This is a genomic window from Lentzea sp. NPDC058436, assembly GCF_042721515.1.
Lineage (GTDB): Bacteria > Actinomycetota > Actinomycetes > Mycobacteriales > Pseudonocardiaceae > Lentzea.
On record NZ_JBHXLF010000004.1, the window covers coordinates 435,093 to 461,162 of the forward strand.

At 69.9% G+C, this 26,070-nt stretch carries 22 protein-coding genes and 1 tRNA gene; 8 read left to right on the top strand and 15 right to left on the bottom strand.

The features are described from left to right. Nucleotides 1–3: 3 nt before the first annotated feature. The 6 genes from ACFWN2_RS20780 to ACFWN2_RS20805 form a co-directional block, all read right to left on the bottom strand. On the bottom strand, nt 4–627 hold the full coding sequence (locus ACFWN2_RS20780) for a response regulator (protein WP_382429531.1): 624 nt from the start codon (nt 625–627) through the stop codon (nt 4–6). After that, on the bottom strand, nt 624–1,718 hold the full coding sequence (locus ACFWN2_RS20785) for a sensor histidine kinase (RefSeq protein ID WP_382429533.1): 1,095 nt from the start codon (nt 1,716–1,718) through the stop codon (nt 624–626). Before ACFWN2_RS20785 ends, ACFWN2_RS20780 begins: the two co-directional genes overlap by 4 nt. A gap of 5 nt (nt 1,719–1,723) precedes the next feature. Next, nucleotides 1,724–2,287, bottom strand: a complete 564-nt coding sequence (locus ACFWN2_RS20790; protein WP_382429535.1) for a hypothetical protein — start codon at nt 2,285–2,287, stop codon at nt 1,724–1,726. Nucleotides 2,288–2,389: 102 nt separating this feature from the next. After that, nucleotides 2,390–2,866 (bottom strand): hypothetical protein, encoded by a 477-nt coding sequence (locus ACFWN2_RS20795; RefSeq protein WP_382429537.1) that lies wholly within the window; start codon nt 2,864–2,866, stop codon nt 2,390–2,392. A gap of 100 nt (nt 2,867–2,966) precedes the next feature. Then, entirely contained in the window at nt 2,967–5,453 is a 2,487-nt protein-coding gene (locus tag ACFWN2_RS20800; RefSeq protein WP_382429539.1) for an ATP-binding protein, read from the bottom strand. A gap of 104 nt (nt 5,454–5,557) precedes the next feature. Continuing rightward, nucleotides 5,558–8,593 (bottom strand): BTAD domain-containing putative transcriptional regulator, encoded by a 3,036-nt coding sequence (locus ACFWN2_RS20805; RefSeq protein WP_382429541.1) that lies wholly within the window; start codon nt 8,591–8,593, stop codon nt 5,558–5,560. A 181-nt stretch (nt 8,594–8,774) separates the two neighbouring features. Between ACFWN2_RS20805 and ACFWN2_RS20810 the strand changes: the two genes are divergently transcribed. Genes ACFWN2_RS20810 through ACFWN2_RS20820 form a run of 3 tightly spaced genes read left to right on the top strand, consistent with a single transcriptional unit; the run spans nt 8,775 to nt 11,234 of the window. Beyond that, on the top strand, nt 8,775–9,386 hold the full coding sequence (locus ACFWN2_RS20810; RefSeq protein WP_382429543.1) for a YiiX/YebB-like N1pC/P60 family cysteine hydrolase: 612 nt from the start codon (nt 8,775–8,777) through the stop codon (nt 9,384–9,386). A gap of 9 nt (nt 9,387–9,395) precedes the next feature. Next, entirely contained in the window at nt 9,396–9,953 is a 558-nt protein-coding gene (locus ACFWN2_RS20815; protein WP_382429545.1) for a hypothetical protein, read from the top strand. Between the two features lie 57 nt (nt 9,954–10,010). Beyond that, nucleotides 10,011–11,234: a hypothetical protein gene (locus ACFWN2_RS20820; protein WP_382429547.1), complete on the top strand. Its 1,224-nt coding sequence runs from the start codon at nt 10,011–10,013 to the stop codon at nt 11,232–11,234. A 235-nt stretch (nt 11,235–11,469) separates the two neighbouring features. On the opposite strand, the gene ACFWN2_RS20825 is transcribed toward ACFWN2_RS20820, so the two are convergent. The 6 genes from ACFWN2_RS20825 to ACFWN2_RS20850 form a co-directional block, all read right to left on the bottom strand. Beyond that, nucleotides 11,470–12,075, bottom strand: a complete 606-nt coding sequence (locus tag ACFWN2_RS20825) for a hypothetical protein (RefSeq protein ID WP_382429549.1) — start codon at nt 12,073–12,075, stop codon at nt 11,470–11,472. 662 nt (nt 12,076–12,737) lie between these two features. Beyond that, a tRNA-Ala gene (locus tag ACFWN2_RS20830) sits at nt 12,738–12,810 on the bottom strand. A 280-nt stretch (nt 12,811–13,090) separates the two neighbouring features. Then, the gene (locus ACFWN2_RS20835) at nt 13,091–13,876 is read right to left on the bottom strand and encodes a DsbA family protein (protein WP_382429551.1); all 786 of its coding nucleotides are present in this window, start codon (nt 13,874–13,876) and stop codon (nt 13,091–13,093) included. Nucleotides 13,877–13,922: 46 nt separating this feature from the next. Beyond that, nucleotides 13,923–15,209, bottom strand: a complete 1,287-nt coding sequence (locus ACFWN2_RS20840; protein WP_382429553.1) for an MFS transporter — start codon at nt 15,207–15,209, stop codon at nt 13,923–13,925. Between the two features lie 50 nt (nt 15,210–15,259). Further along, nucleotides 15,260–16,069, bottom strand: a complete 810-nt coding sequence (locus ACFWN2_RS20845) for a GNAT family N-acetyltransferase (protein WP_382429555.1) — start codon at nt 16,067–16,069, stop codon at nt 15,260–15,262. Continuing rightward, nucleotides 16,062–17,111 carry a glycosyltransferase gene (locus ACFWN2_RS20850; RefSeq protein ID WP_382429557.1) on the bottom strand — a complete coding sequence of 350 codons (1,050 nt, stop codon included), beginning with the start codon at nt 17,109–17,111 and terminating at the stop codon, nt 16,062–16,064. Before ACFWN2_RS20850 ends, ACFWN2_RS20845 begins: the two co-directional genes overlap by 8 nt. A gap of 26 nt (nt 17,112–17,137) precedes the next feature. On the opposite strand from ACFWN2_RS20850, the gene hrpB reads away from it, so the two are divergent. The 3 genes from hrpB to ACFWN2_RS20865 are packed head-to-tail and all read left to right on the top strand — an operon-like array spanning nt 17,138 to nt 21,117. Beyond that, nucleotides 17,138–19,405 (top strand): ATP-dependent helicase HrpB, encoded by a 2,268-nt coding sequence (hrpB, locus tag ACFWN2_RS20855; protein WP_382429559.1) that lies wholly within the window; start codon nt 17,138–17,140, stop codon nt 19,403–19,405. A gap of 33 nt (nt 19,406–19,438) precedes the next feature. Beyond that, entirely contained in the window at nt 19,439–20,518 is a 1,080-nt protein-coding gene (locus ACFWN2_RS20860) for a macrolide family glycosyltransferase (RefSeq protein ID WP_382429561.1), read from the top strand. Continuing rightward, a complete protein-coding gene (locus tag ACFWN2_RS20865) occupies nt 20,515–21,117 on the top strand; it encodes a hypothetical protein (protein ID WP_382429563.1) in 603 nt (200 codons plus the stop codon). Before ACFWN2_RS20860 ends, ACFWN2_RS20865 begins: the two co-directional genes overlap by 4 nt. Here the strand turns inward: ACFWN2_RS20865 and ACFWN2_RS20870 are convergent. Both ACFWN2_RS20870 and ACFWN2_RS20875 read right to left on the bottom strand, forming a co-directional pair. Then, complete coding sequence (locus ACFWN2_RS20870) at nt 21,102–22,511, bottom strand: amino acid permease (protein WP_382429565.1); 1,410 nt, start codon at nt 22,509–22,511, stop codon at nt 21,102–21,104. The two genes, ACFWN2_RS20865 and ACFWN2_RS20870, sit on opposite strands and share 16 nt — an antisense overlap. 28 nt (nt 22,512–22,539) lie before the next feature. Continuing rightward, nucleotides 22,540–23,466 carry a GlxA family transcriptional regulator gene (locus tag ACFWN2_RS20875; RefSeq protein ID WP_382429567.1) on the bottom strand — a complete coding sequence of 309 codons (927 nt, stop codon included), beginning with the start codon at nt 23,464–23,466 and terminating at the stop codon, nt 22,540–22,542. Nucleotides 23,467–23,537: 71 nt separating this feature from the next. Here ACFWN2_RS20875 and ACFWN2_RS20880 point away from each other — a divergent pair, with 71 nt between their 5' ends. Further along, complete coding sequence (locus ACFWN2_RS20880; protein WP_382429569.1) at nt 23,538–24,461, top strand: saccharopine dehydrogenase; 924 nt, start codon at nt 23,538–23,540, stop codon at nt 24,459–24,461. A 69-nt stretch (nt 24,462–24,530) separates the two neighbouring features. On the opposite strand, the gene ACFWN2_RS20885 is transcribed toward ACFWN2_RS20880, so the two are convergent. Beyond that, complete coding sequence (locus ACFWN2_RS20885; protein WP_382429571.1) at nt 24,531–24,899, bottom strand: hypothetical protein; 369 nt, start codon at nt 24,897–24,899, stop codon at nt 24,531–24,533. A 270-nt stretch (nt 24,900–25,169) separates the two neighbouring features. On the opposite strand from ACFWN2_RS20885, the gene ACFWN2_RS20890 reads away from it, so the two are divergent. Next, nucleotides 25,170–25,964, top strand: a complete 795-nt coding sequence (locus ACFWN2_RS20890; RefSeq protein ID WP_382429573.1) for a helix-turn-helix domain-containing protein — start codon at nt 25,170–25,172, stop codon at nt 25,962–25,964. The last annotated feature ends 106 nt before the right edge of the window (nt 25,965–26,070 follow it).

Here is a 26,070-nt window from a genome sequence, read left to right on the forward strand (position 1 = left end):
GCGTCACACGAGCCCGTGCGACTGGGCGTAGAGCGCGGCCTGCGTGCGATCGCGCAGGCCGCGCCTGCCGAGGATCCGCGAGATGTGGTTCTTCACCGTGCCCTCGGACAGGAACAGGCGCTCGGCGATCTCCTTGTTCGTCGCACCGCCCGCGACCAGCCGCAACACCTCGACCTCGCGCACGGTCAGCGGTTCGCGCTCGCCACCGGACCTGTCCAGCACCGCCGCCAGCCGCGCCGCCGCGGCCGGGTCGAACTGCGCGACCCCCGCAGCAGCCAGCTTGACCGCCGCGGCGAGCTCCTGCGACGGCAGGTCCTTGAGCAGGTACCCGGCCGCGCCCGCCCGCAGCGAGCGCACCACGTAGTCCTCGTCGTCGAACGTGGTGAGCATGACGACCTTGCACGCGGGCGCCCGCGTGCGCAGCACCGCCACCGCCTCGACGCCGTCCATCCCCGGCATCCGGACGTCCATCAGCACCACGTCCGGCGCCAGCGCCACGGCCTGCTCCACGGCCTCCCGACCGTCGGCGGCGGTGCCGACGACCTCGATACCGGGCTGGATCCCCAGCAACGACGCGATGCCCTCGCGGATCAGCCGTTGGTCGTCGACGACCAGCACGCGCGTCACGCCGGCCCCGCCACGGGGATCGTGACGGTCAGCCGTGTCCCGGCCGTCGAGCTGGCCAGGTCGACCCTGCCGCCGGCGAGCGCGACCCGTTCCCGCATCCCGAGCAACCCGAACCCCTCCGCCGCCGCACCCATGCCCCGTCCATCATCGGCCACGACCAGCCGCGCCCGCTCGGCGTCCAACTCGACCGCGACGTCGATGCGCGTGGCGGCGGCGTGCCGGCGCGAGTTCGTGATGCCCTCCTGAGCCGCCCGGTACAACGCGTGCAGCGCGCCGGCGCCGTGCTCGTCCGGCGAACCGCTGACCGTCAGCGTCACATCCCCTTGCCCCGCAACGAGTTCGTCCAGCGCGGCCGGCAGGTGGAACGACCGCAACGACCGGACCGACTCCCGCACCTCCCCGAGCGCCCGCCGCGCCGACCGTTCAGCGTCGAGCACAGCGGCCCTGGCCGTACCGGGCTCGCGGTCGTGGAACGCGGAGGCCTTCTCCAGCAACACCACGATCGCCGTGAGGTGGTGCCCGAGGTCGTCGTGCAGATCCCGCGCCACCCGAGCCCGTTCCGCGGCGGCCGACAGCTCCGCGACCGTCCGGTGCGACTCCTGCAACCGGATCCGCCCGTCGCGTTCCCGCACCGCCACCGCCGCCATCGTGATCGTCAGCACCAGCCCCACCGCGAACATCACCAGGTCCGAAGCCTGTTCGACATCCGCGTACCAGTCCGGCGTGCTCACCACGGCCACCGCCAGACACACGCAGGCCAACCCGACCGCCACACGAGACCCGAAAGCGAAGTAGGCGGTGAACGGCACGAGCAGCAACAGGATCCGCGCCAGCCCAGAACCGTCCACATAGGCCAGTCCGACGTAAAGGGCGGCCCTCGCCACCAACAACCCCGCCGCGACACCTCTCGGCGTGCGCACCGGATACCGCCGGAACTCGGCGAGGTCCACGGCCACCAGCACCGCCAGCCCACCGACCAGCAACGGCAGATCGGTGCGCCCAAGCCCCGACACCGCCGCGTACACCCCCGCGACCAGCACCGCGGCACACATCACCGGCGAGACCCAGAACGCCGGCCGCGAGGTGTACATGCCGCTCAGGCTACTGCCGGACGAGCGGTCCACACGGCCACCGACAACCACACCAGCACCACCGCGCACGCGACGTGCACCAGCGCGGACAACGGCGTGTCCGGCAACACCGCGAACGCCGCCAACAGCACGAACCCGATCCCGTACCCCCACGCGGGCACAGCGGGAAACACCTTCGCCCGCACCATCGACACCCCGAACAACGCGGAGCCGGCCACGAACACCAGCGACCCCACCTTCAGCACGGCCTGCGTGAACGGCACCACCGACCCCGGCTCCAGGAAGAAGATCACCAGGTTCAACGCGAACGCCACCCCGGTGAACACCCCCAGCCCGAGCAGGTTCGCACCGAAGGCGAACGCCCCGAACCGCCCCGACGCGTGCGCCTGGTGCCCGTGCAACGCCAGCACCGCGGGCACCCCGAACGCCGTCCCCAGCCCGATCACAGCACTGGTGAAGGCCGTCTCCCCGGTGAAGGCCTCCACCGCCCCCGGCACCCCGATCGACAGCGCGAGCACCACCCCGCACACCGCCCCGAACCTCGGCAAGAACACTCTGTTGTCCGTCACGGCACCGACGCTAGGGACGCGTTCGCCGTGCCCCGAAGTCCCGACCGGCCATTTCGGACGCCAGAGGTCATGCCTCGAAGGGTGCCGTCCGGCACGTGCCGCTCAGTAGTCGAAGGCCACGATCGACGGCGCGGAGCACTTGTCCGCCTTGTTGTTCCGGTCCTCGCACACCATGATCGACGCACGCGCCTTGCTGGAGCTGGGCCTCAGCCGGGTCGACACGTTCGCGGTCACGTACTTCGCGCTGGAGGTCCTGGAGGTCTGCTTCTTGTCGACCTCCATCCAGATCTCCGGAGCGCCGATGAACGGCCGCGTCCAGAAGTAGAACTTCACCTCCACGTAGACCGGGCTGCCGTTGTTGGACGTGTCGGCCATGTTGATGCCGGCCGTGGCGTACACGCCGCCGTTGTTGGCGAAGTCCCCGTTGGCCTTCGCGATCGACGTCGAGCCGTTGTACGCGGTGACGGACCACGGCGTCCCCGCCGCCTGAGCCGTTCCCGGCAGGAACAGCCCTCCCGTGACCAGAGCCGCCATGGCGAGAACCGACGCCCTGACCGTTCGCCCCTTGATCCGAGCCATTGGTGAATCCCCTCTCTCCTGGATCATGACGCCGCCTACTCCAGCAGCGGGCGCTGGACCGGACGGGCGATCCTGGACGGGGCTGGACGAACCTGGACGGTCAGAGCTCGGCCAGGGCGGCGCGCAGCCGTTCCCCCTGGGCGACGCCCATGGACTCGTAGCGTTCGAGTGCCTTCCGCCAGTGCCGTTTGGCGCTCTCGCAGGCACCGGTGGCCAGCGCGACCCCGCCGAGTCCTTCCCGCGCCCTGGCCTCCTCCAGCCGGTGGCCGTGTTCGCTGGCGAGGGCGAGCGCGTCGTGGTGCGCCTCACGGGCCGCCGCGTGGTGACCCGTGCGGCACCGGGCGAAGCCGAGGTGGTTGAGCAGCTCTGCCCGCAGGTTCAGGTCTCCGACCTCGGTGGCCATGACCAGCGCCTCCTCGTAGCGTTCGGTCGCCAGGCCGTCCTCGCCCTTCGCCACGTGCACGGAGCCGAGGAACTTGACCACGAACGTCTCGCCGACGCGGCTGCCCAGCTCCCGGTACCCGGTCAGCGCCTCCCCGAGCAGCGCCACCGCCTCGCCGTGCTCACCCAGCTGGTTGAGCACGTTGGCGACGTTGGTCGACGCGTGCGCGACCCCGAGCCGGTCGCCGAGCGTCCGGAACGTCCGCAGCGCCTCGCGGTGGTTCGCGAGCGACCTGCCGAGCTCTCCTCGCTTCTCCAGCGTGGCGCCGAGGTTCATCCGGTTGATGGCGACGTTGTGCAGCTTGCCCGCGTCCTCGGACAACGCGATGGACCGCTCCAGCGTCGCGACCGACTCGTCGAACCGGCCCAGCTCCCCCAGGGTGATCCCGATGCTGTTCAACACCGCGGCCTGCTGTCCGGAGTCACCCACGAGCTGCCAGATGTCCGCGCTGCGCCGCAACCAGTCGAGCGCCTCGATCTGCGCGCCCATCGCCTCGGCGGCGACACCGAGACCGCGCAACGCCTCCGCCTCGCCCACCAGGTCGCCGTCGGTCCTGGCCGAGCTGAGCGCCGTGCGTTGCATGCGCATCACCTGCGCGGCGCACGACGTCGTCTCCAGGTGCCGCTTGGCGACCCCGGCGAGCCTGCGGGCCGTCGCACCGAGGCCAACTCCGGCGGCGAGCCGCACGACCTCGACCACGTTGTCCGCCTCGGCCGTGAGCCACGCGCGCGGGTCGGTGAGCCAGCCGGCGTCCGGCACGTCCCCTTGGTGGAACTGCGGGTAGACGCGGGCGAAAGCGGCGGTCTGCGCCTCGACGTAGTGGTCGATCAACCGCACCACGGCAGGGCTGGTGACGGCGTCCGGCGCCGACGCGGCGAGCTCTCGGCTGTAGTCGCGCAGCAGGTCGTGCATCTCGTACCGGCCGCCGCCCTGCAGGAGGTTCGCCCTGACGAGCAGGTCGACCCGCAGTGCCGCGTCGGCGAGACCCGTGCCGAGGATCGCGGCCGCGGCGGGCACGTCGAAGTCGCGGCCGGGATGCAGTCCGAGCAACCGGAAGAGCTCGGCGGCCTCCGGCCGGAGCTGCCGGTACGACCACAGGAACACCGCCCGCACCATGCTGCGCGGGTCACCGCTGCTGTCGAGGAGGTCGAGGCGCTCACTCCTGAGGTGGGCGGCCACCTCGTGCAGTGGCGTCCACCGCGCGAGCTCCGCCACGATCCGCAGCGCGAGCGGCAACCTGGCGCACAGCTCGGCGAGGTCGGCCGCCGCCTCGCGCTCGTACTCGACCCGTTCGCCGATCAGTTCCCCGAGCAGTCGCAGGGCCTCGTCCAGCGGCAGCACGTCGAGGTCCAGCCGATGCGCACCCTCGACGACGGAGAGCCCCGTGAGCGCGTCCCGGCTGGTCACCACGGCGAAGCAGGACGGCGTGCCCGGCAGCAGCGGCCGCACCTGTTCCGCGCTGTCCGCGTTGTCGAACACCAGCAGCATCCGCTTGCCCGCCAGCGCCGACCGCAACGAGCCGACCCGGTCGTCCAGCCCGTGCGGAACGTCCTGGACCCCCAGCGCCCGCAGCAACGTCAGTGCCGCGTCGGCCGCCGGCACGGGCGCACCGACGTCGTACCCGCGCAGGTTCAGGTACAGCTGCCCGTCGGGGAACCACCGCGCGGCCCGATGTCCCCAGTGGATCGCCAGGGCGGTCTTCCCCACGCCGGGCGTCCCCGCGATGGCCGACAGCACCACAGTCCGGTTCGGCTGCTCCAGCAACCGGTCGAGCGCCTCGATCTCGGCCACCCGTCCCGTGAACGCCGGCACGTCCGCCGGCAACTGCCGGGGCACCACGGCGACAGGCGCCTGCTTCGTCGTGTGCTCGTGCGCCGCGACGCGGTCCCACGCGTCGGCCCACCGCGCCTGGCTCCCGTGGTCACCGTCCAGCGCGATCACGATCCGGTCCAGCACCTCGGCCGGCACCAGCGTCTGCCCCGTCAGGTAGGTGTGCACGGTGGAACGCGGCACCTCGATCCGCTTGGCCAGCTCGGCCAGCGACACCCGTGTCCGCCCGGAGCCCCGCGCCGCGTTGCCGCGCAGCACCTCCAGCTCGCGCACCAGGTCGGCCCGCGTCCGGACCCGAGTCGGATCAGCGCCCACAACCCCTCCAGCGGTGACTCACCGCCGCACGGCGACAACACAGGGTAGCCGAGCTCGCCGAAGGGCGTTCCCCGAAACCTCGGACGTCCTGAACGCGGCCGGACTCACCCGAGGCGGGCGTTCAAGGTCCTCAAGCCCTCTTCGTGCGAGATCCCCCGGAACAGCTCACGTGCCTCCTCCCAGACGACGCGGGCCCGGTGGTGGTCGCCCGCGGCCAGGTACGCGTCGCCGAGGGCGCGCAGTGTCCTCGCCAGGTAGGGGATCGAGCCGCGAGTCCGCCACACCCGGACCGAGTGTTCGAACGCGCCGACCGCGGCGGGCACGTCTCCCTCCGCCAGGTCCACCTGTCCGATGACGGCGAGCGCGTCGGCGAGGTAGTGGCCGAAGTTGCCGTCCTCGCTGTAGGTCCGCGTCAGCTCGGCGGTCGCCCTGGCCCGTTCGTCGCCCACCGCCGCGAACAGCTTCGCGAGGTAGAGCAGCGAGAACGTCTCCAGGTAGCGGTAGTTCAGGCGCCGCGCCATGTCCAGCGAGCTCTCCAGCAGCTCGCGACCGCCCGCGACGTCACCGGACAACGACTTCGCCGCGCCGAGGAACTGGGTGATCGTCGTGGTGTAGTGGGGGTTGCCGAGCGTCTCGGCGATCTTCGCCGCCTCCCGCAGGACCACGAGCGCCCCGCGGGGGTCGTCCTCGCCGTGGATGATCGCCATCACGTGATAGGCCCGCGCCTGGCCTTCGAGGTAGTCCACCTCGGTGGCCATCCGCAGCGCGCGCTCCGCCAGTTCGAGCGCCTCGGCGCTGTTCCCGTCGGCCGTCATGCTCCAGGCCAGGGTCGCCAGCGCGTCAGAGGTTCCGAGCGGGTCGTTCAGCTCGGTGAACAGGTCGAGCAGCTGCACGGCGCTGGCGCGCATCCGCGTCATCGCCGGTCCGGCACCCGGCGGCGAGTTCCACGTGGTGACGTGCAGGAGACCGCGCAGCAGCACGGCCTCGCCCCGCCTGTCCCCGGTCTGCCGGCAGAGCACCACCGCCTGCTCGTGCATGCGCTGCCAGCCGTCGTACACGCCGCGCACGTTGAGGTACGTCTCGGTGGATCCCGCCAGGTCCCAGGCGAGCTGGGTCAGTCCCTCCTCGCACGACTGGACGACCGCCGCCATCAGGGCGGCGTGTTCCGCGCCGAACCAGGCCATCGGGTCCGCCAGCAACGAACCGGAGACGTCCGCTGGCAGCCGCCAGCGCGCCGCGTCGCTGTGCATGGGCGTGTAGAAGGGCCCCGGAACGTGCTCCGACGCGACCTCCGCCAGCGCCAGCCACGCGCCGAACGCCCGTGCGAGCGCGTCACGGCGATCAGGTTCGGGGTCCTCGCGCCGCGCCTGTTCCCGCGCGTACAACCGGATCAGGTCGTGGAACCGGTACCTGAGCCCGCCCGTCTCGTCGGTCCCGGTGAGGTTCAGCAGGTGCGCGTCGACGAGCGTCTCGATCTCCCGTTCCGCCTCGCGCACCGGAAGGTCGAGCAGCGCCGCCACCCCCCAGGAGGCGAAGTCGGGCGCGTCGAGAAGTCCGGCCAGCCGGAAGGCCCGCCGCGCGCCCGCCGGCAGCATCCGGTAGCTCATCTCGAACCCCGCGCGGACGTCGAGATCGCCCGCCACGAGTTCGTCGAGCCGGTGCCGTTCCTCGCCCAGGACGCCGGCGAGGTGGGAGAGCGACCACTGCCGCCTGCCGAGGAGCCTGGCCGCCGAGATGCGCACCGCGAGCGGTACGTGGCCGCACAACCGGATGATCTCCCTGGCCGCGTCCGGATCGGTACGGACGCGTTCGTCTCCGACGATGGCGCGCATCAGGTTCATGGCCTGGGCCGACGGCAGGACGTCGAGCTCCAGCAGGCCGGCGCCCGCGAGACCGACCAGCCGCACCCGTCCGGTGAGCAGCACCGCCGTGCCGGGCTGCCCCGGCAGGAGCGGCCGCACCTGCTCCTCCCCCGCCACGTTGTCGAGCAGGACGAGGATCCTCCTGCCTGCCAGGCAGCTCCGGAACAGCGCCGCGCGTTCGTCCAGGGTCTTGGGGATGCTGCTGCCGCTGATGCCGAGCGCGAACAGGAACCGGCTGAGCACGTCCTCCGGGCGGGTCGGTTCGGCCGAGGCCCCGCGAAGGTCCGCGTAGAGCTGGCCGTCGGGGAAACGACCGGCGATCGCGTGCGCGACGTGCACGGCGAGCGTGGTCTTGCCCAGGCCGCCCAGGCCCGCGATGGACGCCACCGCGACGGCACCCGGCCTCGGCGCGGTGAGGGCCTCCGTCAGGGTGGCCACTTCGTCGTCCCTGCCGGTGAAGTCCGGGATGTCCGGCGGCAGCTCGGCGGGAGCGGGGGTCTTCGGCTCGGTCGCGAACGTGACGGCGGCGGGGACGAGGTCGAGCGACGGGTCCTGGTTGAGGATGCGCTGCTGCAGGTCGTGCAGCTCGTCGGCCGGGTCCAGGCCGGTCTCCTCGATCAGGGTCGTGCGGGCGCGCGTGTACTCGGCGAGGGCGTCCGCCCTGCGGCCACAGCGGTACAGCGCCAGCATCAGCTGGGCGCGAAGCCGTTCCCGCAGCGGGTGAACGCCGACGAGCGCGATCAGCTCGCCCAGCAACTCGGCGTGGCGCCCCAGTTTCAGGTCCACGGCGATCCTCGACTGCAGCACCGACAGGCGGACCTCGTCGAGCCGCGCGGCCTCCGCGGCCAGCACCGGCACGTCGGCCATGCCCGCGAACGCGGGCCCCCGCCAGAGCCGCACCGCCTCGTGCAGCCGCCGCGACGCCTCGTCCAGTGCGTCGGCGGCCTCCGCCACCTGCCCCGCCTGAGCCAGGTCCTCGAACCTCGTGGCGTCGAGCTCACCCCTGTCCGCCTGGATCAGGTACCCGGCGCCCCGCCGCACGACGCGCGCCGGGTCACCCAGCTCACGGCGGAGCCGGTGAACGTAGGTCTGCATGTTCTTGGTGGCGCTCTTCGGCGGGTCGTCGCCCCACAGCGCCGCGGCCAGCTGGTCCTCCGAGACGGGGTGACCCGCCCGGCTCAGCAGCACCGCCACGAGCACTCGTGCCTTGGGGGTGCCGAGGCGGAGCTCCTCGTCTCCCCGCCACGCCGTCAGCGGTCCCAGAACCCCGAACCTCATCGCACCCCCTCGACGCGAAATACCCTATACGCCGGACTCCGGGACCAGCCCCTCCGCCGACCTCGTGTTCCCGACGTGTGCTCGTCGTATTCCGGCGCGTGCCAGCATTCGCGCCATCGGGAGATTCCGATGCGAGCAATGCGCTCGGAAATCGACGAAGTCATTCAGAAGGGGTTCTCACATGCCGAAAATCGGGCGATTTCTCGTCTCGTCCATCGCGGCCGGCGCGGTGGCAGGAATGGCGATGACGGGCGTGCTCGTGGCACCCGCACTGGCCGTCGAGGCGGACGTGCCGGACGTCAGCGTCGCCGCCGACGACATCAGCACCGCGTCCGACGCCGACTGCACCAAGAAGGTGAAGGTCGGAAACTCGCGGTACAAGGGCGACATCTTCCACTCCTACGCCAAGACCGTGGTCCCCCACAACCACGTCGGCATCTTCTACACGACGAAGATCGTCGTGGAGGCGCCGGGACCGGGCAGCCAGAGCAAGGCCCGCACGGCGGCGACGCTGAACAAGTGCGGCCCCGTCTACAAGATGTACGTCAAGGCGAAGCAGAGCACGCGCAACAAGGCGGCCAACTACGCCTACAACTCGCTGCGCGGAAAGTCCTACGACCTGGACTTCGCGGTGAACAAGATCAACAGCACGCTGCGGCTGAACTGCTCGGAGCTGGTCTGGCGGGCCTACAAGGCCGCGGGCATCGAGCTCGACCACAACGGCGGGACCGGCGTGTACCCCAACGACATCAAGAACGACGACAGCACCGTCGTCTACAGCACCCGCAGGTGACAGGTGCACATGTCTGATTTCGGGCGTGTTCTCGCCTTGACCATCGCGGCGGGCACGGCGGTCACCGGCCTGTTCATCACACCCGCACAGGCCGTCGTTTCCTCCGACAGCGACTGCACGACCAAGCTGAAGGTCGGAAACTCCCGGTACAAGGGCGACATCTTCCACTCGTACGCGAAGCCCGCGAACGGAACGAGCAATCACACCGGCATCTATTACACGACGAAAATCGTCGTGGAGGCGCCAGGACCGGGCAGCAAGAGCCAGTCCCGCACAGCGGCCACGCTCACCAAATGCGGCCCGGTCCACAAGATGTACGTCAGGACGACGCAGGCCGTCCGCGACGCGGCGGCCGACCACGCGTACCGAAATCTCCGCTTCAAGCCGCACGACAAGCATTCCAACAAGAACAAGCACAACGGCGACCACGAGCTGAACGGCGCCGAACTGGTGTGGCGGGCCTACATGGCCGCGAACGTCGATCTCGACCACAACGGCGGAACAGCCGTGCACGCCGACGACATCAAGAACGACGCCGGCACCGTCATCTACAGCACCCGCAGGTAACCCAGTGGGGCGGTGCGGCCTGCCGAACCGCCCCACACCCGTCGAGAGGACCCACCGGTGTCCCTGCCCCGACTCGCCGCGTTCGCCGCCGTTCTGGCGATGACGGCCTGCAGTACCGCACCCGACATCACCCCAGTGGCGAACATCGTCAAGCCCCACGAGGCGAAGCTGGGCGACACCGTCCTCGCGTTCTACCTCAGCCCGGACTCCGACGTCGCGACGGAGCACCGCCCGGCCTACCTGGCCCTGGTGCGAGCGGACGGCAGCAAGGAGCTGGTCGAGACCAACGGCATGAGCGAGCCGCACATCGCGTGGTCGGGCCGAGGCCTGTTCTTCAGCGACGACAAGCGCGACTACGTCCTCGGCAAGGACGGAACGGCGAGCTTCGAGAACAAGAAGTCGTCACTGCAGCAGTCCGCCTTCGCGCTACCCGACGACAAGGGCTTCCTCGCGGTCTACAACGAGGGCTTCTCCGACACCGGCTCCGGCTACACCAACCAGGTGGCCGTCACGACCACGTCCGGCTCACAGCTCTACCAGGTCGAAGGCAACTACTACATGAACGCGCTGTGCGGTGACGTCCTCAACGGAATCGCCACCCAGCCGGGCACCCACCTCCCGGCGTCGGCCGGCATCCCCGGCATGCGTTCGAAGACCGACACCACCGCGGAACCGGAACTGCTCTCCCAGCTCTACCCGGCAACAGAAGGCCGCGAAAAGGCCCTGGCCTGGCGAGCGGCCTTCAACGCGGGAGACCACAACCGCCACGTGCCGTGCCACAACGGCGTCATCACGTTCCTCTCCGACTACACCGACGCCGACGGCAACCCCCACACGACGGTCGTCTCCTGGGACACCAAGACCGGCGAGCACACCGAGCACCCCCTCGTGGACACGCAGCGCCGCCCCCTCACCGAGGAACTGTCCGACCAGGAAACGTTCTCCCAGAAGTCCTACGACGCACGGGCCACCCGAGACGGTCACCTCGAATGGCTGGCCGGCGACGGCCGGATCATGAGCACCGACATCGCGTCAGGTGTCACCGCACCGCGTTTCGACACAGGCCTCACCCCAGGCGTCACCGCGTCCAGCCAGGCAGTCTTCACCGAGAAGTCGATCCACGTGGTCCACGAGACGTTCGACGGCAGGACACCCGTCAAGATCAAGCGGTTCGACCGCGCCACCGGCAACCTGGTGAACGAGATCGCCGTGTCCGGACTGGCGGAACAGCTCGGCCTCGAGTTCAGCGTGAGGAGCATCGCCGTTCCGCCCGGAGCCTGACCTCGCAGTCCAGAGACACTCCGCAGCGGACAGCTGCTCAACCTGAGTCCTCCGAACCGACGGTCAGGAAGACCTGGCGGGATACCACCCGCTGGAAGCGCACCACATCGTCGAAGAACTCGCGCGCATGATCCGCTGAGTTCTCGGCATAACGGCGGCGCCCATGGCCACGCACGTCCTCGGCCCGTCGGAAGCGTGGTTGCGGCGCGCCTTCGCTCGCCCGCCCTGGACGATGTCACAGAGGTCGTGACTCGTTCGGAGTCAGCATCCCGGCCGCGTCCATCACCTTCATGGCCACCAATGCCGGGTTGTCGCGATAGGTCTTGCTCGAGGCGACCTGGCGCGCGGTGGCGACGATGTCCTGCAGTCCAAAGACCCGGATCGGACCTGCACCGACGATCTGCTTTGCGGCCCATTCGCGGATCAGGCGTTCGTGCTCGACCGTCTTGCCGCCGGCGAACTTGCCGACGTAGAGCCGGAGTTCGATCTGGTTGATCGGGTACCCGTAGCGCTTGCTCGCCCCGTCGATGACTGCGTCCCGCACCACTGGGTCGTTGATCAACGCGTACAGCGAATTGAACCGCTTGGTCTCGGACTTGCCCATCACGTGCTCGGCTACGACGCCGCGTGACCCGAAGAACGACTTCACAGTGGCGAGGACCAGCCTGTCGTGGCGTGCGCCGACCAGGTCGACCTCGAAGCCGTGAGTCTGGATCTCGACGCGCGAGGTCTTGGCTGTCTGGCGGATTACCGGGAACTTGATCGCCTCGGACACCACGAGGCGGCCGTCCTCGGTGTCCGCCTCCATGGTCAGGGCGACGAACGACTCAAAGGCTTCCACGGCGTCACCTTCCGATGGTCACTTGAGCTTGATGAACGTACCTTCGCGCGCGAACAGGTTCTCGTAGTTGCCGACGCGAGCATGAATCTGCTGGGTCTCGACCGCCCTGCCATCCCGCATCCGGTAGAGACCACGCGCGTGGATGGCTGCGGCCAGTAGCGGGGCGCATCATCCGGTTCGGCGCGTCAGCGACGACCATCTGCCTGGCCGCGTGCAAGGTCACGTGGCCCATCGGCGCCTCACACTCGACTTGCGTTCAAGAAGAAGGCTGAGCGACTCTCCAGCGCATCGCCGAACAAGCCGCCACACCCGGCGGCGACACCGCCATACCCCGCAAGCATCCCGAGCGGCACGACAACGAGGTCGTGTTCACCGCGGAGAGCGGAACCTGCTTGCGGCTCAGCACATTCACTCGCCGTGTCGTCAAACCCGCGGCCGACGACACAAAAGCACGTTCTCGATCCGGCATCCGCACGGTACCGATCCGGCCTGCACGGACCTCCCACGAACTGCGGCACAGCGCTTGCGGCGCAACCAATCCCGCCGCCCCACACCGTTGGCCAAGGGGGCATGACGAACTGCTCGGTCATGATCCACCCCGAAACAGCAAGAAACCCGCCTGACCAGCGATATCGCCAGCCAAGCGGGTTTCTACCTACAAGTGGAGCTGAGGGGACTCGAACCCCTGACCCTCACACTGCCAGTGTGATGCGCTACCAGCTGCGCCACAGCCCCTTGAAGGTCCACGTTCCCGGCGGGTTTCCCCGTCGTTCTCGTGTGGCAATACCGTACAACACCCATGCCACAAGATAAAAATCGGGGTACCCCCGGCCGCATTAAGCCTGGTAGAGCCACGTGACGACCATCAGAACCCCGCGCCGGGCACCTCGCAGACACCCGAAGACCCAGCGAGTGACGTCCAGCACAAAGCCACCGGCCAAGTCCACAGAGGACGGCGGAAAGCACAACGCCCGGCCCAGGCAGACCCTGGAACCGGGCGCGGATCGGCGGAACGCTACTTGGCCAGGTCGGACAGCCAGTTCTTGTTGTCCAGGTCGACGAGCTTGCCGCCGGACGCGACGCTCGGCGTGCCGCGGAACCGGCCGGTCTCGCCGTCGCGGAGGACCGGGTCGTTGCTGGTCTTGGACATCAGCTCGTCCAGCTGCGACTTGTAGGTCTGGTTCTGCACGCACGACTCGAAACCGGCCGACGTCACGCCGACTTCCTTGCCCAGCTTGATGAGCTGGTCCTTGGTGTAGCCGGCGTCGCCTTCCTCCGGCTGCTTGTTGAACAGCGCCGCGTGGAACGCGTTGAACTTGCCGTCGTCGGCGACGCACAGGGCGGCGTTGGCCGATTCGGTCGAGTAGCCCTCCGGCTTCGACAGGCGGTTGAGCATCGGCAGGATGTTGTAGCGGATCTTGACCTTGCCGTCCTCGACGGCCTTCTTGATGTCGGTGCCGTAGGTCTTCTCGAACGTGCCGCAGATCGGGCACAGGAAGTCCTCGTACACGTCGACCGTCACGGTGGCCGTGTCCTTGCCCACGAGCACGGTGTTGCCCTCGCGGACGGCGGGGGCCGAGATCGTGTGGTCTGCCGGCGCGAGGGGGATGGCGTCCGTGGCGGACGTGGAGGGCTTCATCTGCTCGTAGACGACGTAGCCGATGACCGCGACGGCCAGGACTGCCACCACGGCGATGCCCGCGATCACCTTCGTGCGATCGGAACCGCCCGTCGAACGGGCCTGGACCACCGCACGCGCGGCCTGCTTCTTCTTCCGCGCACTGCGCTCTGCTCCACCCACGGCGACGAGGGTAGCGACACAAACTAAAAGAAAGCTGAGCGCGCAATCACGCTTCCGGGTGACGCGGCTTGCCACCCACGCGTTCGCCGGTCGGGATCTCGGCGCTTTCGTCGAGGCAGCCGCTTTCCGGCGCCACGGCGGTGGCCGTGTGCTCCTCTTCGTGTGTGGGCAGGGTCTCGGGGGCCGTGAACCAGAAGAGCACCGAGAGCAGCAGTGCGGCGCCGGTGATGGCGAACGACGCCTCGAAGCCGAACGAGTCGGCCAGCAGGCCCGCGCACAGCGGGCCGATGATCGCGCCCAGGTCCGTCACCATCTGGAAGCCCGCGAGGACCGGTCCGCCCTTGCCGCGCGGGCCGATGACGTCGGCCACGACGGCGTTCTGCGGCGGGTTCAGCAGGCCCGCGCCCATGCCCGCGATCAGCGACGCGGCCATGAACGTCCACAGGTCGCCGGTGAAGCCCATCCAGACCGTCGCGGCGCCGCTGACCAGCAGGCCGACGATGGCGACGGGCTTGCGGCCGCGGGTGTCGGCGATCCGGCCGGACAGGAACAGCATCGCCGCGTTGCCGCCGGCGAACACCGACATCGAGATGCCGGCGACGGCCGGGCTGTGCTTCAGGGCCTCGATGACGAACACCGGCACCAGCGAGATCCGGACGCCGAACACCGCCCAGCCGTTCGCGAACCCGGACGCCAGGGCGGCGCGGTAGGCGCCGTTGCGCACGGCCTCACGCACGGTCATAGGTGTGTCGGTGTTGGTCCTGTCGATCTCCACCAGCGTCGAGCGCCGCAGGAAGAACCAGACCACGAACGCCGCGAGGCACAGCAACAGGCCGTACGACACGAACGGCACCCACAGCCCGAACGGCACGAGCCCGGCGCCGACGATCGGGCCGGCGACGTTGCCGATGAGGAAGCCCGCCGCCCACATGCCGGAGGCACGGCCGCGCATCGGCGCCGGGGTGATCCGGATCAGCAGGCCCAGCGCGGCCACGGTGAACATCGTCGACCCGACACCGGCCACCGCGCGCCACGACAGCATCTCGGCGTAGCTCGTCGAGAACCCGGACATCGCCGTGCCGAGGGCCACGATGAGGATGCCGACGATGTACACGCGGGGCTCGCCGAACCGGTTGACCAGCCTGCCGCTGACCGGCGCGAACGCCAGCCGGACGAACGCGAAAGCGCTGATCAGGGCCGCTACGGCGGTGTGACCGACGCCGAACGACGCCGCGTACACCGGCAGAACGGGTGCCACGATCCCGAACCCCACGGCGATGATGAAGCTCGCCGCGACCAGAACCCACACCTCGACCGGCAACCGCTCGCGCACAAAGCCTCCCTTAGCCCTGCTAAGGATATGTCACGCGGCAACTAAGTAACTCAGTCGAGTAGCTCATCAACTCTGCGTACATAAGCAGTCACCGGGTACGCCGCGACGAACCCGCACGCCTCGGCGAACCGCTCCCCCGGACCCTCGTCGACCTGCGACGCGACCAGCATCGCGCCCGAGGAGCGCAACGCCGACACGGCGGACACGACCAACGACCGCCCCACGCCACGACGACGCCGGGCCGGACGCACCACGCACTGCTCGACCAGGCCCACACCGCGTTCGGCGAACCCCGAGACGAACCCGCCGATCCGGTCGCCGTCGTCCACCACCAGCACCGGGCAGCGCGGGTCGTCCAGCCGGTGCCCGAGCCACCGCGACAACCGCTCCCGGTTGCCGACGAGCTCGTCGGACAGCAGCTCCACGATCCCCGGCACGTCCGCGTCGACAGCCCGCCTGACCTCGGGGGACACGACCGCAGGACCCCGGTGGACCACCGTCAGCAGCTCCTCGACCGCGTACCAGCCGGAGTCGTCGGCGATGCCCTCGATCTCGTCCACGGTGGTCGGCGACGCGTACACGACGGCCTCCGCGCGCCCCACGTCCGCGAACGTCTGCTCCAGCCGCAGCAACGTCGACGCGACCTCGACCGACGTCCCGTCCAGGGCGCAGCCGAAGTTGCCGGACGGCAGCGGGTTCTCGCGGTTGACCACGACCGCGGCACTGCCGACCTTGCCCACCTTCCCGTACCGGACGGCGCCGGACGCGAGCCGCGCCCCTTCGACCAGGATCGCGAGCGAACGCGACTGGTAGGGGTCGAGCAGCTCCGGGTCGTCCGGGTCGCGCAACGGGTCAACCAACGCGGCGGTCCTTCCACTGGGCACCTGGACGCAACGCGCAGTCCAGGAGGAACACTCCGATCGTCGCCCACGACAGCGGCGCGAGCACGGCCGAGATCTCCGGCTGGCCGACCCGGCGGGTGAACTCGTGGTGCGACACGGCCTGCGCGAACCACGCCAGCCACGACCACGGCGACCGCCACCGCAGCACCGGGACCAGCCCGTACGCCAGGTGCAGCAGCCCGGCGGCCACCAGCAGCGGACGCCCCCACGGCCCGAACATCTCCCGGAACGCCGGCTGGATGCTCTTGCGCAACGACCGCCAGCAGTCGGCGAACGTGTTGATGCCCGAGGTCGTCAGCAGCATCGAGGCGTCGACGAACCGCACGACCCCGCCGGAGTCCCTGATCAACGTGGCCAGACCGACGTCGTCCGCGTGCGTCTCCGCCAGCGCCTCCCAGCCACCCGCGGCGAGGAACGCGGCGCGGCGCACCAGGACGCAGTGCCCGACCGCGAGCGCCGTGGCCCCGCGGCCGTCCGGCGGCGAGCCCTCGAACACCAGCGTGTTGAACGCGGGCAGCAGGAACCACCAGCCGGCACCGGTCCCGCGCCCCGACGACGACACGAGGTCCGCGCCCAGCTCGGACGCCGTCGCCACGAGCCGTCCGACCAGGCCGGGCGCGCAGGTCACGTCGGCGTCCACGAACAACAACCACTCCTCGTCCTGAGCCGCCTGGACGCCGAGGTGCATGGCGTGCGTCTTCCCGGCCCAGCCAGGAGCGGGACCGGACGACTCGATCACCTGAGCGCCCAGGGACCGGGCAACGGACACCGTCGCGTCCCCGGAAGCGTCGTCCACCACCACAACGCGCACGCCGGGCTGTCCGACGAGACCGGGCAGCAACGAAGGCAACGTGGCTTCCTCGTTGCGTGCGGGCACCACGGCCAGCACGGACGCCGTCACCGACGACGCCGACACCATCGGCACGTGCCGCCACTGCTGCACGGTCCGCGCGGACCGCACCAAGGACAGGACCGCGGATGCCACTCCGATCATCCCCATGGGACAACCCTGACACACTGAACGACGTGGACCTGCCCGATCTCCCGGTGAAATCCGTTCTCCCGCAACTCCTGGAGCAGCTCCAGGAGCACGGTGCGGCCGTCCTGGTGGCGCCGCCGGGCACCGGCAAGACGACGCTGGTCCCGCTCGCGCTGGAAGGCAGGGTCGTCGTCGCGGAGCCACGCCGGATCGCCGCGCGCGCCGCCGCCGCACGGATGGCGAGCCTGCTCGGCGAACCGGTCGGCCACACCGTCGGCTACTCGGTCAGGGGCGACCGCAAGACGAGCAGGCACACCCGCATCGAGGTCGTGACCAGCGGTCTTCTCGTGCGCAGGCTCCAGCACGACCAAGAGCTCAAGGGCGTCGGCACGGTCCTGCTGGACGAGTGCCACGAACGCCACCTCGACGCCGACCTCCTGCTCGCGCTGCTGCTGGACGCCAAGGCGGGTCTCCGCCCGGACCTCAAGCTCCTCGCCACGAGCGCGACCGTTGCCGCGCAACGACTCTCGGACCTGCTCGACGCACCGGTCCTGCAGTCAGAGTCGCGCATGTTCCCGACGGAGATCACGTACGTCCCGCCCGCGCGCAACGAGCACGTCGAGAACACGGTCGCGAGGGCCATCAACAAAGCACTGTCCGAAGTGGACGGCGACGTGCTCGCGTTCCTGCCCGGTGTCAGGGAGATCAACCGCACCAGGGGTCTGCTCAACGCGGACACCGTGATCCTGCACGGCCAGTTGAACTCCCGGCCCCAGGACGAGGCCCTCAAACCCGGCCCGCGCCAACGGGTCGTGCTCGCCACGAGCATCGCCGAGTCCAGCCTCACCGTCCCCGGCGTCCGCGCGGTCGTGGACGCGGGGCTCGCCCGAGTGCCGCGCGTCGACCACCGCCGTGGCCTCGCCGGCCTCACGACCATCCGCGTCTCCCAGGCCGTGGCCGAACAACGCGCCGGACGAGCGGGCCGCGAAGCACCGGGCCGCGTCTACCGCTGCTGGCCGGAGCACGAGCACTCGACGCTCCCCCGCTACCCGGAACCGGAGATCAAGACCGCCGACCTCACCCGGCTCGCCCTCGAACTCGCGGTGTGGGGCACGCCGGACGGCAGCGCCCTGAACTGGTGGGACGCACCGCCGGAGGGCGCGCTCAAGGCGGCGCAGGAGACGTTGAACGCCATCGGCGCGCTCGACCCCGACCGCCGCGACCGCATCGCGAACGTCGGCCTGCACCCGAGGCTCGGCCGCGCCCTGATCGACGGCAGCGCGCTCGCGGGCAACCGGACCGCCGCCGAGGTCGTGGCGCTGCTCGACGACAGCGCGCACCCCGCCACGAGCGACCTGGCGACCGCGCTGAAGTCGCCAGGCAAGTGGCGCCAGGAGGCCAAGAAGCTGGAGAAGCTCGGCACGAACCCGGCGGGCAACGGCGATCCCGCGCTGGTCGTCGCCCTCGCCTACCCGGAACGGCTGGCGAAGCGCAGGTCCAAGAACAGCAACGTCTACCTGATGGCCAACGGCACGGCCGTCGAGCACACCGACTCGCACAACAAGTGGCTGGCGGTCGCGATCGCCGACCGCGAACCGGGCAGCAAGCACGGCCGCGTCCGCCTCGCCGCCCCTGCCGACGAGGAGCTCGCCGTCACCGCCGCGCAGGCGCTCGTGCACACCGAGGACGACATCCGGTGGAGCGGTGACGTCATCGCGAACGAGGTCCGCAAGCTCGGCGCGATCACCCTCGACGAACGCCCGCTCAACGACCTCGCCAAGTCGCAGCAGGCCCTCCGTCTGGGCCTCGAAACCGAAGGCCTCGGCCTGCTGAAGTGGCCAGACAGCGCCCTGCGCCTGCGCGAGCGCATGGCGTTCCTGCACAGGACCCGCGACTGGCCGGGCGTCGACGACGAGGCCCTGGTCCGCGCGATCGACCTCGGCAAGGCGAAGAAGCGCTCCGACCTGGCCAAGATCGACACGACGGCCCTGCTCCGCAGCCTGCTGCCGTGGCCGGAGGGCGCTGAGTTCGACAAGCTCGCCCCGGAGCGCATCGGCCAGGGCAAGGTCGACTACACGCAGGACCAGCCCGTTCTCTCCGTCCGCATCCAGGACGCCATGAAGTGGGCCGACACACCGCAGATCGCCGGAGTCCCGGTGGTGGTGCACCTGCTCTCCCCCGCCGGCCGCCCCACGGCCGTGACGAGCGACCTCAGATCGTTCTGGCGCAACGGCTACGCGCGCGTGCGCAGCGAGCTGAAGGGCCGCTACCCCAAGCACCACTGGCCCGAGCGGCCGTGGGACAGGAGCAGGTGAACCACCGGGCGCTGAACGACGTTGATCCCTTCCATGGCGCACATAGCGGTCTTCCTGATGGCCGAGCGCGGACACCTCCTGCCCGCCCTCGGGATGATCGCCGAGCTCGTGCGCCGAGGGCACCGCGTCACCTGCCCTGCCACCGCGCCGTTCACCGCCGCCGTCACCGGGTGCGGCGCGACCGCGATCCCGTACGGGACAACGCTTCCCGCTGACCTGCCCAGCTCGCTCTACAACGCCACGCGGCTCGCGCTCACCGAGGCCGAGTCGGCGTTGCCCCAGCTCGAAGAAACCTTCCGCGACGACCGCCCGGACCTGGTCGTGTGGGACATCGCCGCCTGGACCGGCGGTGTCCTCGCACACCGGCTGGACGTGCCGAACGTGCTGGTGGAAGGCCTGCTGTCGAGCAACGAGCACTGGTCGCTCGGCACCGAGGTGCTGCCGCCGCGCACGTTCGACCCGGCCGCGGTCAGGTTCTTCACCAGGGTGCACGGCTTCCTCGGCAGCGCGCTGCCGGAGTTCGTCTCGGGCGCGCGCCGCCGGATAGCCCTGTTCCCCCGGCAGTTCCAGCCCGAGGGCGACACGTTCGGCGACGAGGTCGTCTTCACCGGCCCCTGCCTGACCGAGCGCGCGTTCCAGGGCACGTGGAAGCCGCCCGACCGGCCCGTGGTGCTCGCGACGACGGGCACGCAGGTCTGCGCGGACGCGGCACGGGGAATGCCTTGGCACCTCGTCACGAAGGGCAAGGTGCTGAGCCCCGCGATCAACGTCGAGACGCACGACGAGGTGCCGCAACTGGCCGTGCTGGAGCACGCGAGCGTGTTCGTGACGCGCGGCGGCATGGGCGGCGTGATGGAGGCGCTGCACCACGGCGTGCCGATGATCGTCGTGCCGCACATGACCGACCAGCGGCTCAACGGCCGCCGCGTCGAGGAGCTGGGGCTCGGTGTGCTGCTCGACACGGTGACCGTGGAGGGCGTGCGCTCGTTGGTGGATCAACTGGCCACTGATTCCGCGATTTCCGCGCGGGTGAAGGACATGCGGCGGATGATGCACCGGGCGGGCGGCAGCGCGGCCGCAGCGGACGTCGTCGAGGAGGAGCTGGCGCGGTGAGACGGGTCTGGGACGACGCGGTCCGCACGCTCGGTGGTGCACCGGACGCGGGCGATCTGATGGAGCGCTACGCCGAACCCCACCGGACGTACCACAACACGTTCCACGTGGTGTCCGTCGTGCGCGACTCGTCGGCGCTGGCCGACGCGTTCGCGTTCACCGTGGAGGAACGGGCGGTCCTCGCGCTGGCTGCCTGCGCCCACGACGTGATCTACGAGGGCGAACCCGGCGAGGACGAACGCGCGTCGGCCGTGTGGGCCCGTGAACGCCTGGCCGGGCTGGAGGAGACGTACATCGCACGCGTCGAGTCGTTGGTGCTGGCGACGATCACGCACTCGTCCGACGACCCGCTGGCGCACGTGCTGCTCGACGCCGACCTGGCCATCCTCGGCTCGGAGCCGGAGCACTACGACCGCTACAGCCTGGCCGTGCGCCAGGAGTACGCGCGGTACGACGACGACACGTGGCGCGCGGGCCGGTCGAAGGTCCTGAAGACCCTGCTCGACCGCGAGGCGCTGTTCGTGACCGAGCCCGCGCGGCAGCTGTGGGACGCCGCCGCGCGGACCAACCTGGCCCGCGAGCTTCAGTCGCTGGCCTGAACCCCGAGTCGCGCCTTCCGCACGCTGTAGCCGAAGTAGATGACGAACCCGAGCACCATCCAGCCGAGGAACGCGATCCAGGTGTCCAGCCCCAGGCTGAACATCATGTAGACGCAGAACGCCAGGCCCAGCAACGGCGTCACGGGCGAGAACGGCACCCGGAAGCTGCGCTCGCGGTCCGGCTCGGTGCGGCGCAGGATGATCACCGCGACGTTGACCAGCGCGAACGCGAACAGCGTGCCGATGCTCGTCGCGTCGGCCAGCGCTCCCAACGGCACCAGCGCGGCCAGCACCGCGATGAACAGGCCGACGACGACCGTGTTCACGAACGGCACACCGTTGGGCGTGAGCTTCGAGAAGATCGACGGCACCAGCCCGTCGCGCGACATGGCGTACAGGATGCGCGTCTGTCCGTAGAGGACGGTCAGCACGACCGAGGTGATCGCGACCACGGCACCGATCGACAGCAGGATCGGCCAGATCGTGCTGCCGGTGTTGTCCGTCAGCACCCGCGCGAGCGCCGCCTCCGTGCCCTCGAACGTCTGCCACGGCATCGCCCCGACCGCGGCCAGCGCGACGGCGCAGTACAGCGCGGTGACCACGACGAGCGAGATGATGATCGCGCGCGGCAGGTCGCGCTGCGGGTTCTTCGCCTCCTCACCGGCGGTCGACGCGGCGTCGAACCCGATGTAGGAGAAGAACAAGGTGGCCGCGCCGGCGCTCATCCCGGCCAGCCCCAACGGGAACAGCGGCGCGAAGTTGCCCGCCTTGAACGCCGTGAAGGCGACCGCGCAGAACATCAGCAGCGCGCCGACCTTCACCCACACCAGGACGGTGTTCGTGCGGGCACTGCCCTTCGCGCCGCCGAGCAGCACCAGCATCGCGATGACCACGACCAGCACGGCGGGGACGTTGACGATCCCGCCCGCACCCGGCGCCTGGCTCAGCGCCTCCGGAATCCGCAGCCCCGTCACGAGGTGCAGCAGCTCGTTGACGTACTGCCCCCACCCGACCGCGACCGCCGCCACGGAGACGCCGTACTCCAGCACGAGGCACCAGCCGCAGACCCACGCGACGATCTCGCCGAGCGTCGCGTAGGTGTAGGAGTACGAGGAGCCGGAAGCGGGGATCAGGCCCGCGAGCTCGGCGTACGACAGCGCGGAGAACAACGCGGTGATGCCGGCCAGCACGAACGACAACACGATGGCGGGCCCCGCCTGCGGCACCGCCTCCCCGAGCACGACGAAGATGCCGGTGCCGAGCGTGGCGCCGATGCTGATCATGGTGAGGTGGCCGACACCCATGGTGCGCTTGAGTTCGCTGCCGGGATGAGTCAGCTGGTCGATCGGCTTGCGCCGCAACACCCGCGCCCCGATGCGCTGTCCGTTGCTCATCAGGACAACCTAACGCCCGGGACCGAACCTATTTGCCACCGATCGGCCGGAACGTGCGGCGGTACGTGTCCGGCGGCACACCGACGGTCCGGTGGAAGTGCCGGCGCAACGTCGTGGCCGTGCCCATCCCGGACGCCTCCGCGATCTGGTCGACGCTGTCGTCCGTCATCTCCAGCAGCTCCTGCGCGCGCCGGATCCGCTGAACGTGCAACCACTGCAGCGGCGTGGTGCCCGTCACGGTCCGGAAGAGCCGCGCGAGGTGCCGCGAGCTCATGTTGGCCTGCCGCGCCATGTCCTCGACGCTGATCATCTGGTCGAACCGCGCCGACACCCAGTCGAACAACTCGGTGAGCGGATGCCCCTCCCCCGACGGCACCGGCGCCAGCACGAACTGCGCCTGCCCGCCGTCCCGGTGCGGCGGCACGACGAGCCGGCGCGCCGCCGTGTTGGCCGTGGCGGCACCGAAGTCACTCCGGATCACGTGCAGACTCAGGTCGATCGCCGCCGCCTTCCCCGCACTCGTGAGCACCTGCCCGTTGTCGACGTAGAGCACGTCCGGGTCGACCTCGACCAGCGGATACCTGCGGGCGAGCTCGTCGGTGTGCCCCCAGTGGGTGGTGGCTTTGAGCCCGTCCAGCAGCCCGGCCTCGGCCAATACGAACGCGCCCGTGCACAACGACACGATCCGCGCCCCTCGCTCATGGGCCACCTTGACGGCCCGCACGAGCCGCGGGTCGAGCGGCTGCTCAACGTCCTCGATGGCAGGCACCACCACCGTCGCCGCTCCGGCGAGCCCGTCAAGCGGAAGATCCGGCTCCAGCGTGAACCGCCCCACGCGAACCGGCGCGTCGCCGCACACCTTGACCTCGTAGTCGAGCTGCGGGGCGGTGAAGATCTCGTACGTGGCGGTCAGCTCGAAGTGCAACATCCCACCGGTCACAGCAAACGCAAGCATGTCCGAAACTGTACGCATCACGTCGTTCCAGACACTAGCTGCCTCTGACCCCAATGGCTTGAATGGTCCACATGGGACACAAGATCGCGGTCTACGGCGCCTCCGGCCTCACGGGAGGCTTCGTCCTGGCAGAGCTGGAAAAGCGCGGCCACACCCCACTCCCGTTCGGCCGCGCACAAGCCACCGCAGACAACCTCGCAGCCCTGGACCGCGCACTGACAGGAGCAGCGGCGGTGATCAACACGGCGGGCCCGTTCGCCGTGACGGCCCTCCCGCTGCTGGCCGCAGCAGAACGAGCCGGCATCCCGTACGTGGACGTGGCAGCGGAAATCGAGGCGAACGCCGACACGTTCGCCAGAGGCGCCTCAATCCCCGCAGTCCCCGCCATGGCTTTCTTCGGCGGCCTGGCCGACCTCCTGACCACCGCCGCGATGGCCGACTGGCCCACCGCCGACTCCGCGCACATCGCCTACGGCCTGAGCGGCTGGCAACCCAGCGCCGGCACCCTCACCGCGGGCCAGGTCTCCCGAGACCGCCGAGAAGGCCGCCGAGTCCGCTACAGCGACAACGAACTCCAGTACCACGACGACACCCCACCGACCCAGGACTGGGACTTCCCCACCGGCCCCCGCAAGGTAATCGCCGAGTTCTCGATGGCCGACATCGTCACGATCCCCAGCCACCTCAAAATCCCCGCGGTCACCACCTACATGTCCTCCACCGCCGCCCAGGGCCTAGCCGCAGCCGGTACCCGCCAGTCCCCCGAGACCTTCGAGGTGGACGTCCGCATCCGCCGAGCAGGCGAGGAACGCCGAATGATCGCCTCAGGCAAGGACATCTACGCCGTGAGCGCCCCTCTGGCTGTAGAGGCAACAGAACGCCTGCTGAGCGGCCGCTTCAACACAACCGGCGTCGCCTCAGCAGGCAAGATGTTCGACGCCCAGGACTTCCTGACGGCACTCTCCCCGCTCATCCACACCACCGACCGCCCCTGACCGCACATCCGTCGACCGGCATGGCGATGCCGCGGCGGACCAGACGTCCACCGCGGCATCGAGAAACACTCAGCAGGTGAAGGTCGCGTGCGCGCTCACCGACTGGTGGCCGACGTTCGACTGGAGAACCGTGCGGTACGTCCTGGTCCCTCCGACGCAGCCGGCGGACGCGGACAGCCAGCCGTCACCGGTCGCGAAGTTCGTCGCCTCGTTCTGCCACCACGCACCTCCGCGGTGCCGCTGCACGGTGATCGTCCACGACGTGCCGCCGCCGCAGTCCCACTTCTCGCCCCAGCCGACCACGTTGCCGCCGGACCTGCCCGGCGCGTAGGCGGCGAAGCTGCACGCCGACGATTCCGCGGCGGACGCGGGCACCGCGGACAGCCCCACCATCCCGAGCACCAGCAACACGAAACTGACGAAAGTCCTGCCCCTCATCGCGCTCTCCCTCGAATCTCGGTTCCCGCCCGACCGGCGGGTTCGACCACCAAAGATCCGCGAGCACCCGGTGGCCCACCAGAGGACCACCGTCTCCGGGACAACCAAGTTCCGTTCCAGGACAATGAAAACCCGACTGAACATAGTGGACACGAGATCGTGTCCCATTCCGTCCCGCTTGTCCCTGGGACACGACATCACCCGGTCGGCAGGTGCCGGTTCCCTCGATGGCTGGTATCGGCCGTACACCTGCTCCGGGACGCTGAGGCGATGACGAATCCTCCGGCCCGAAGACCCGATGACACCGTCACCGCGTTCCTCGCGGACTTCGCCGCGACACTGCAGCGCCACAACCTCTCGCTGCGCACCGCCGAACAGCGCGTCCCGTGGTCGAAGTCGACCATTTCGCGCGCCATCAACGGCACGGTCCTCCCCAAGGCCGAACTGGTGGTGGACGTCCTCACCGCGGCAGGCCTGCCCGCCCACGAACTGGATGCCTGGAGGGCTCGGCACGCCGCACTGGCAGCAGCCCCCGCACCTGCTGAGGCGCCAACACCATCCCCCGCACCACCACCCACACGCCGCCGACTGCTCATGACGGCCGCCGCAACAGCTCTGACCGCGGCCGCGGTCGCGACGCTCGCCACCGTCTTGATCACGCAGGACAGCTCGACAGCGACCCCACCCAGCACGACAACGCCTCCCGCGAGCCGCCCGATGGCCCTGGAGGTGCAGAACAAGGTCGCACTGGGCGCCACAGACCTCCGGGAGGACACCTCCCCGGTCTACCTCTCAACGCGCACGATCGCGGCCTGCTCACGCCACGCCTGCAAACTGGAAGGCACAGAAGTGACCAGCGGCGCCCTGCTGGTGGCGACCTGCCACACCATCGGCGCGGAACTGGTCAACTACAACCTGGACGCCCCGGACTCAAAAACGAACCCACACGCAACCCGCTCAGCCCTCTGGTACCGCGTAAGGACCTCAACAGGAGCCACCGGCTACCTCTCCGAGGTCTACGTACTACCAAGAGACAGAGGGGGCCTGGGCCTCCCCACCTGCTAACCACACCGAGACACACACGACGGGCCGCATGATGGGCCGCGATGTCGCGAAGCGACGAGCCGGCCCGGGGGTCCGGGGGCGGAGCCCGCCGGCTGGGGGTCTGGGG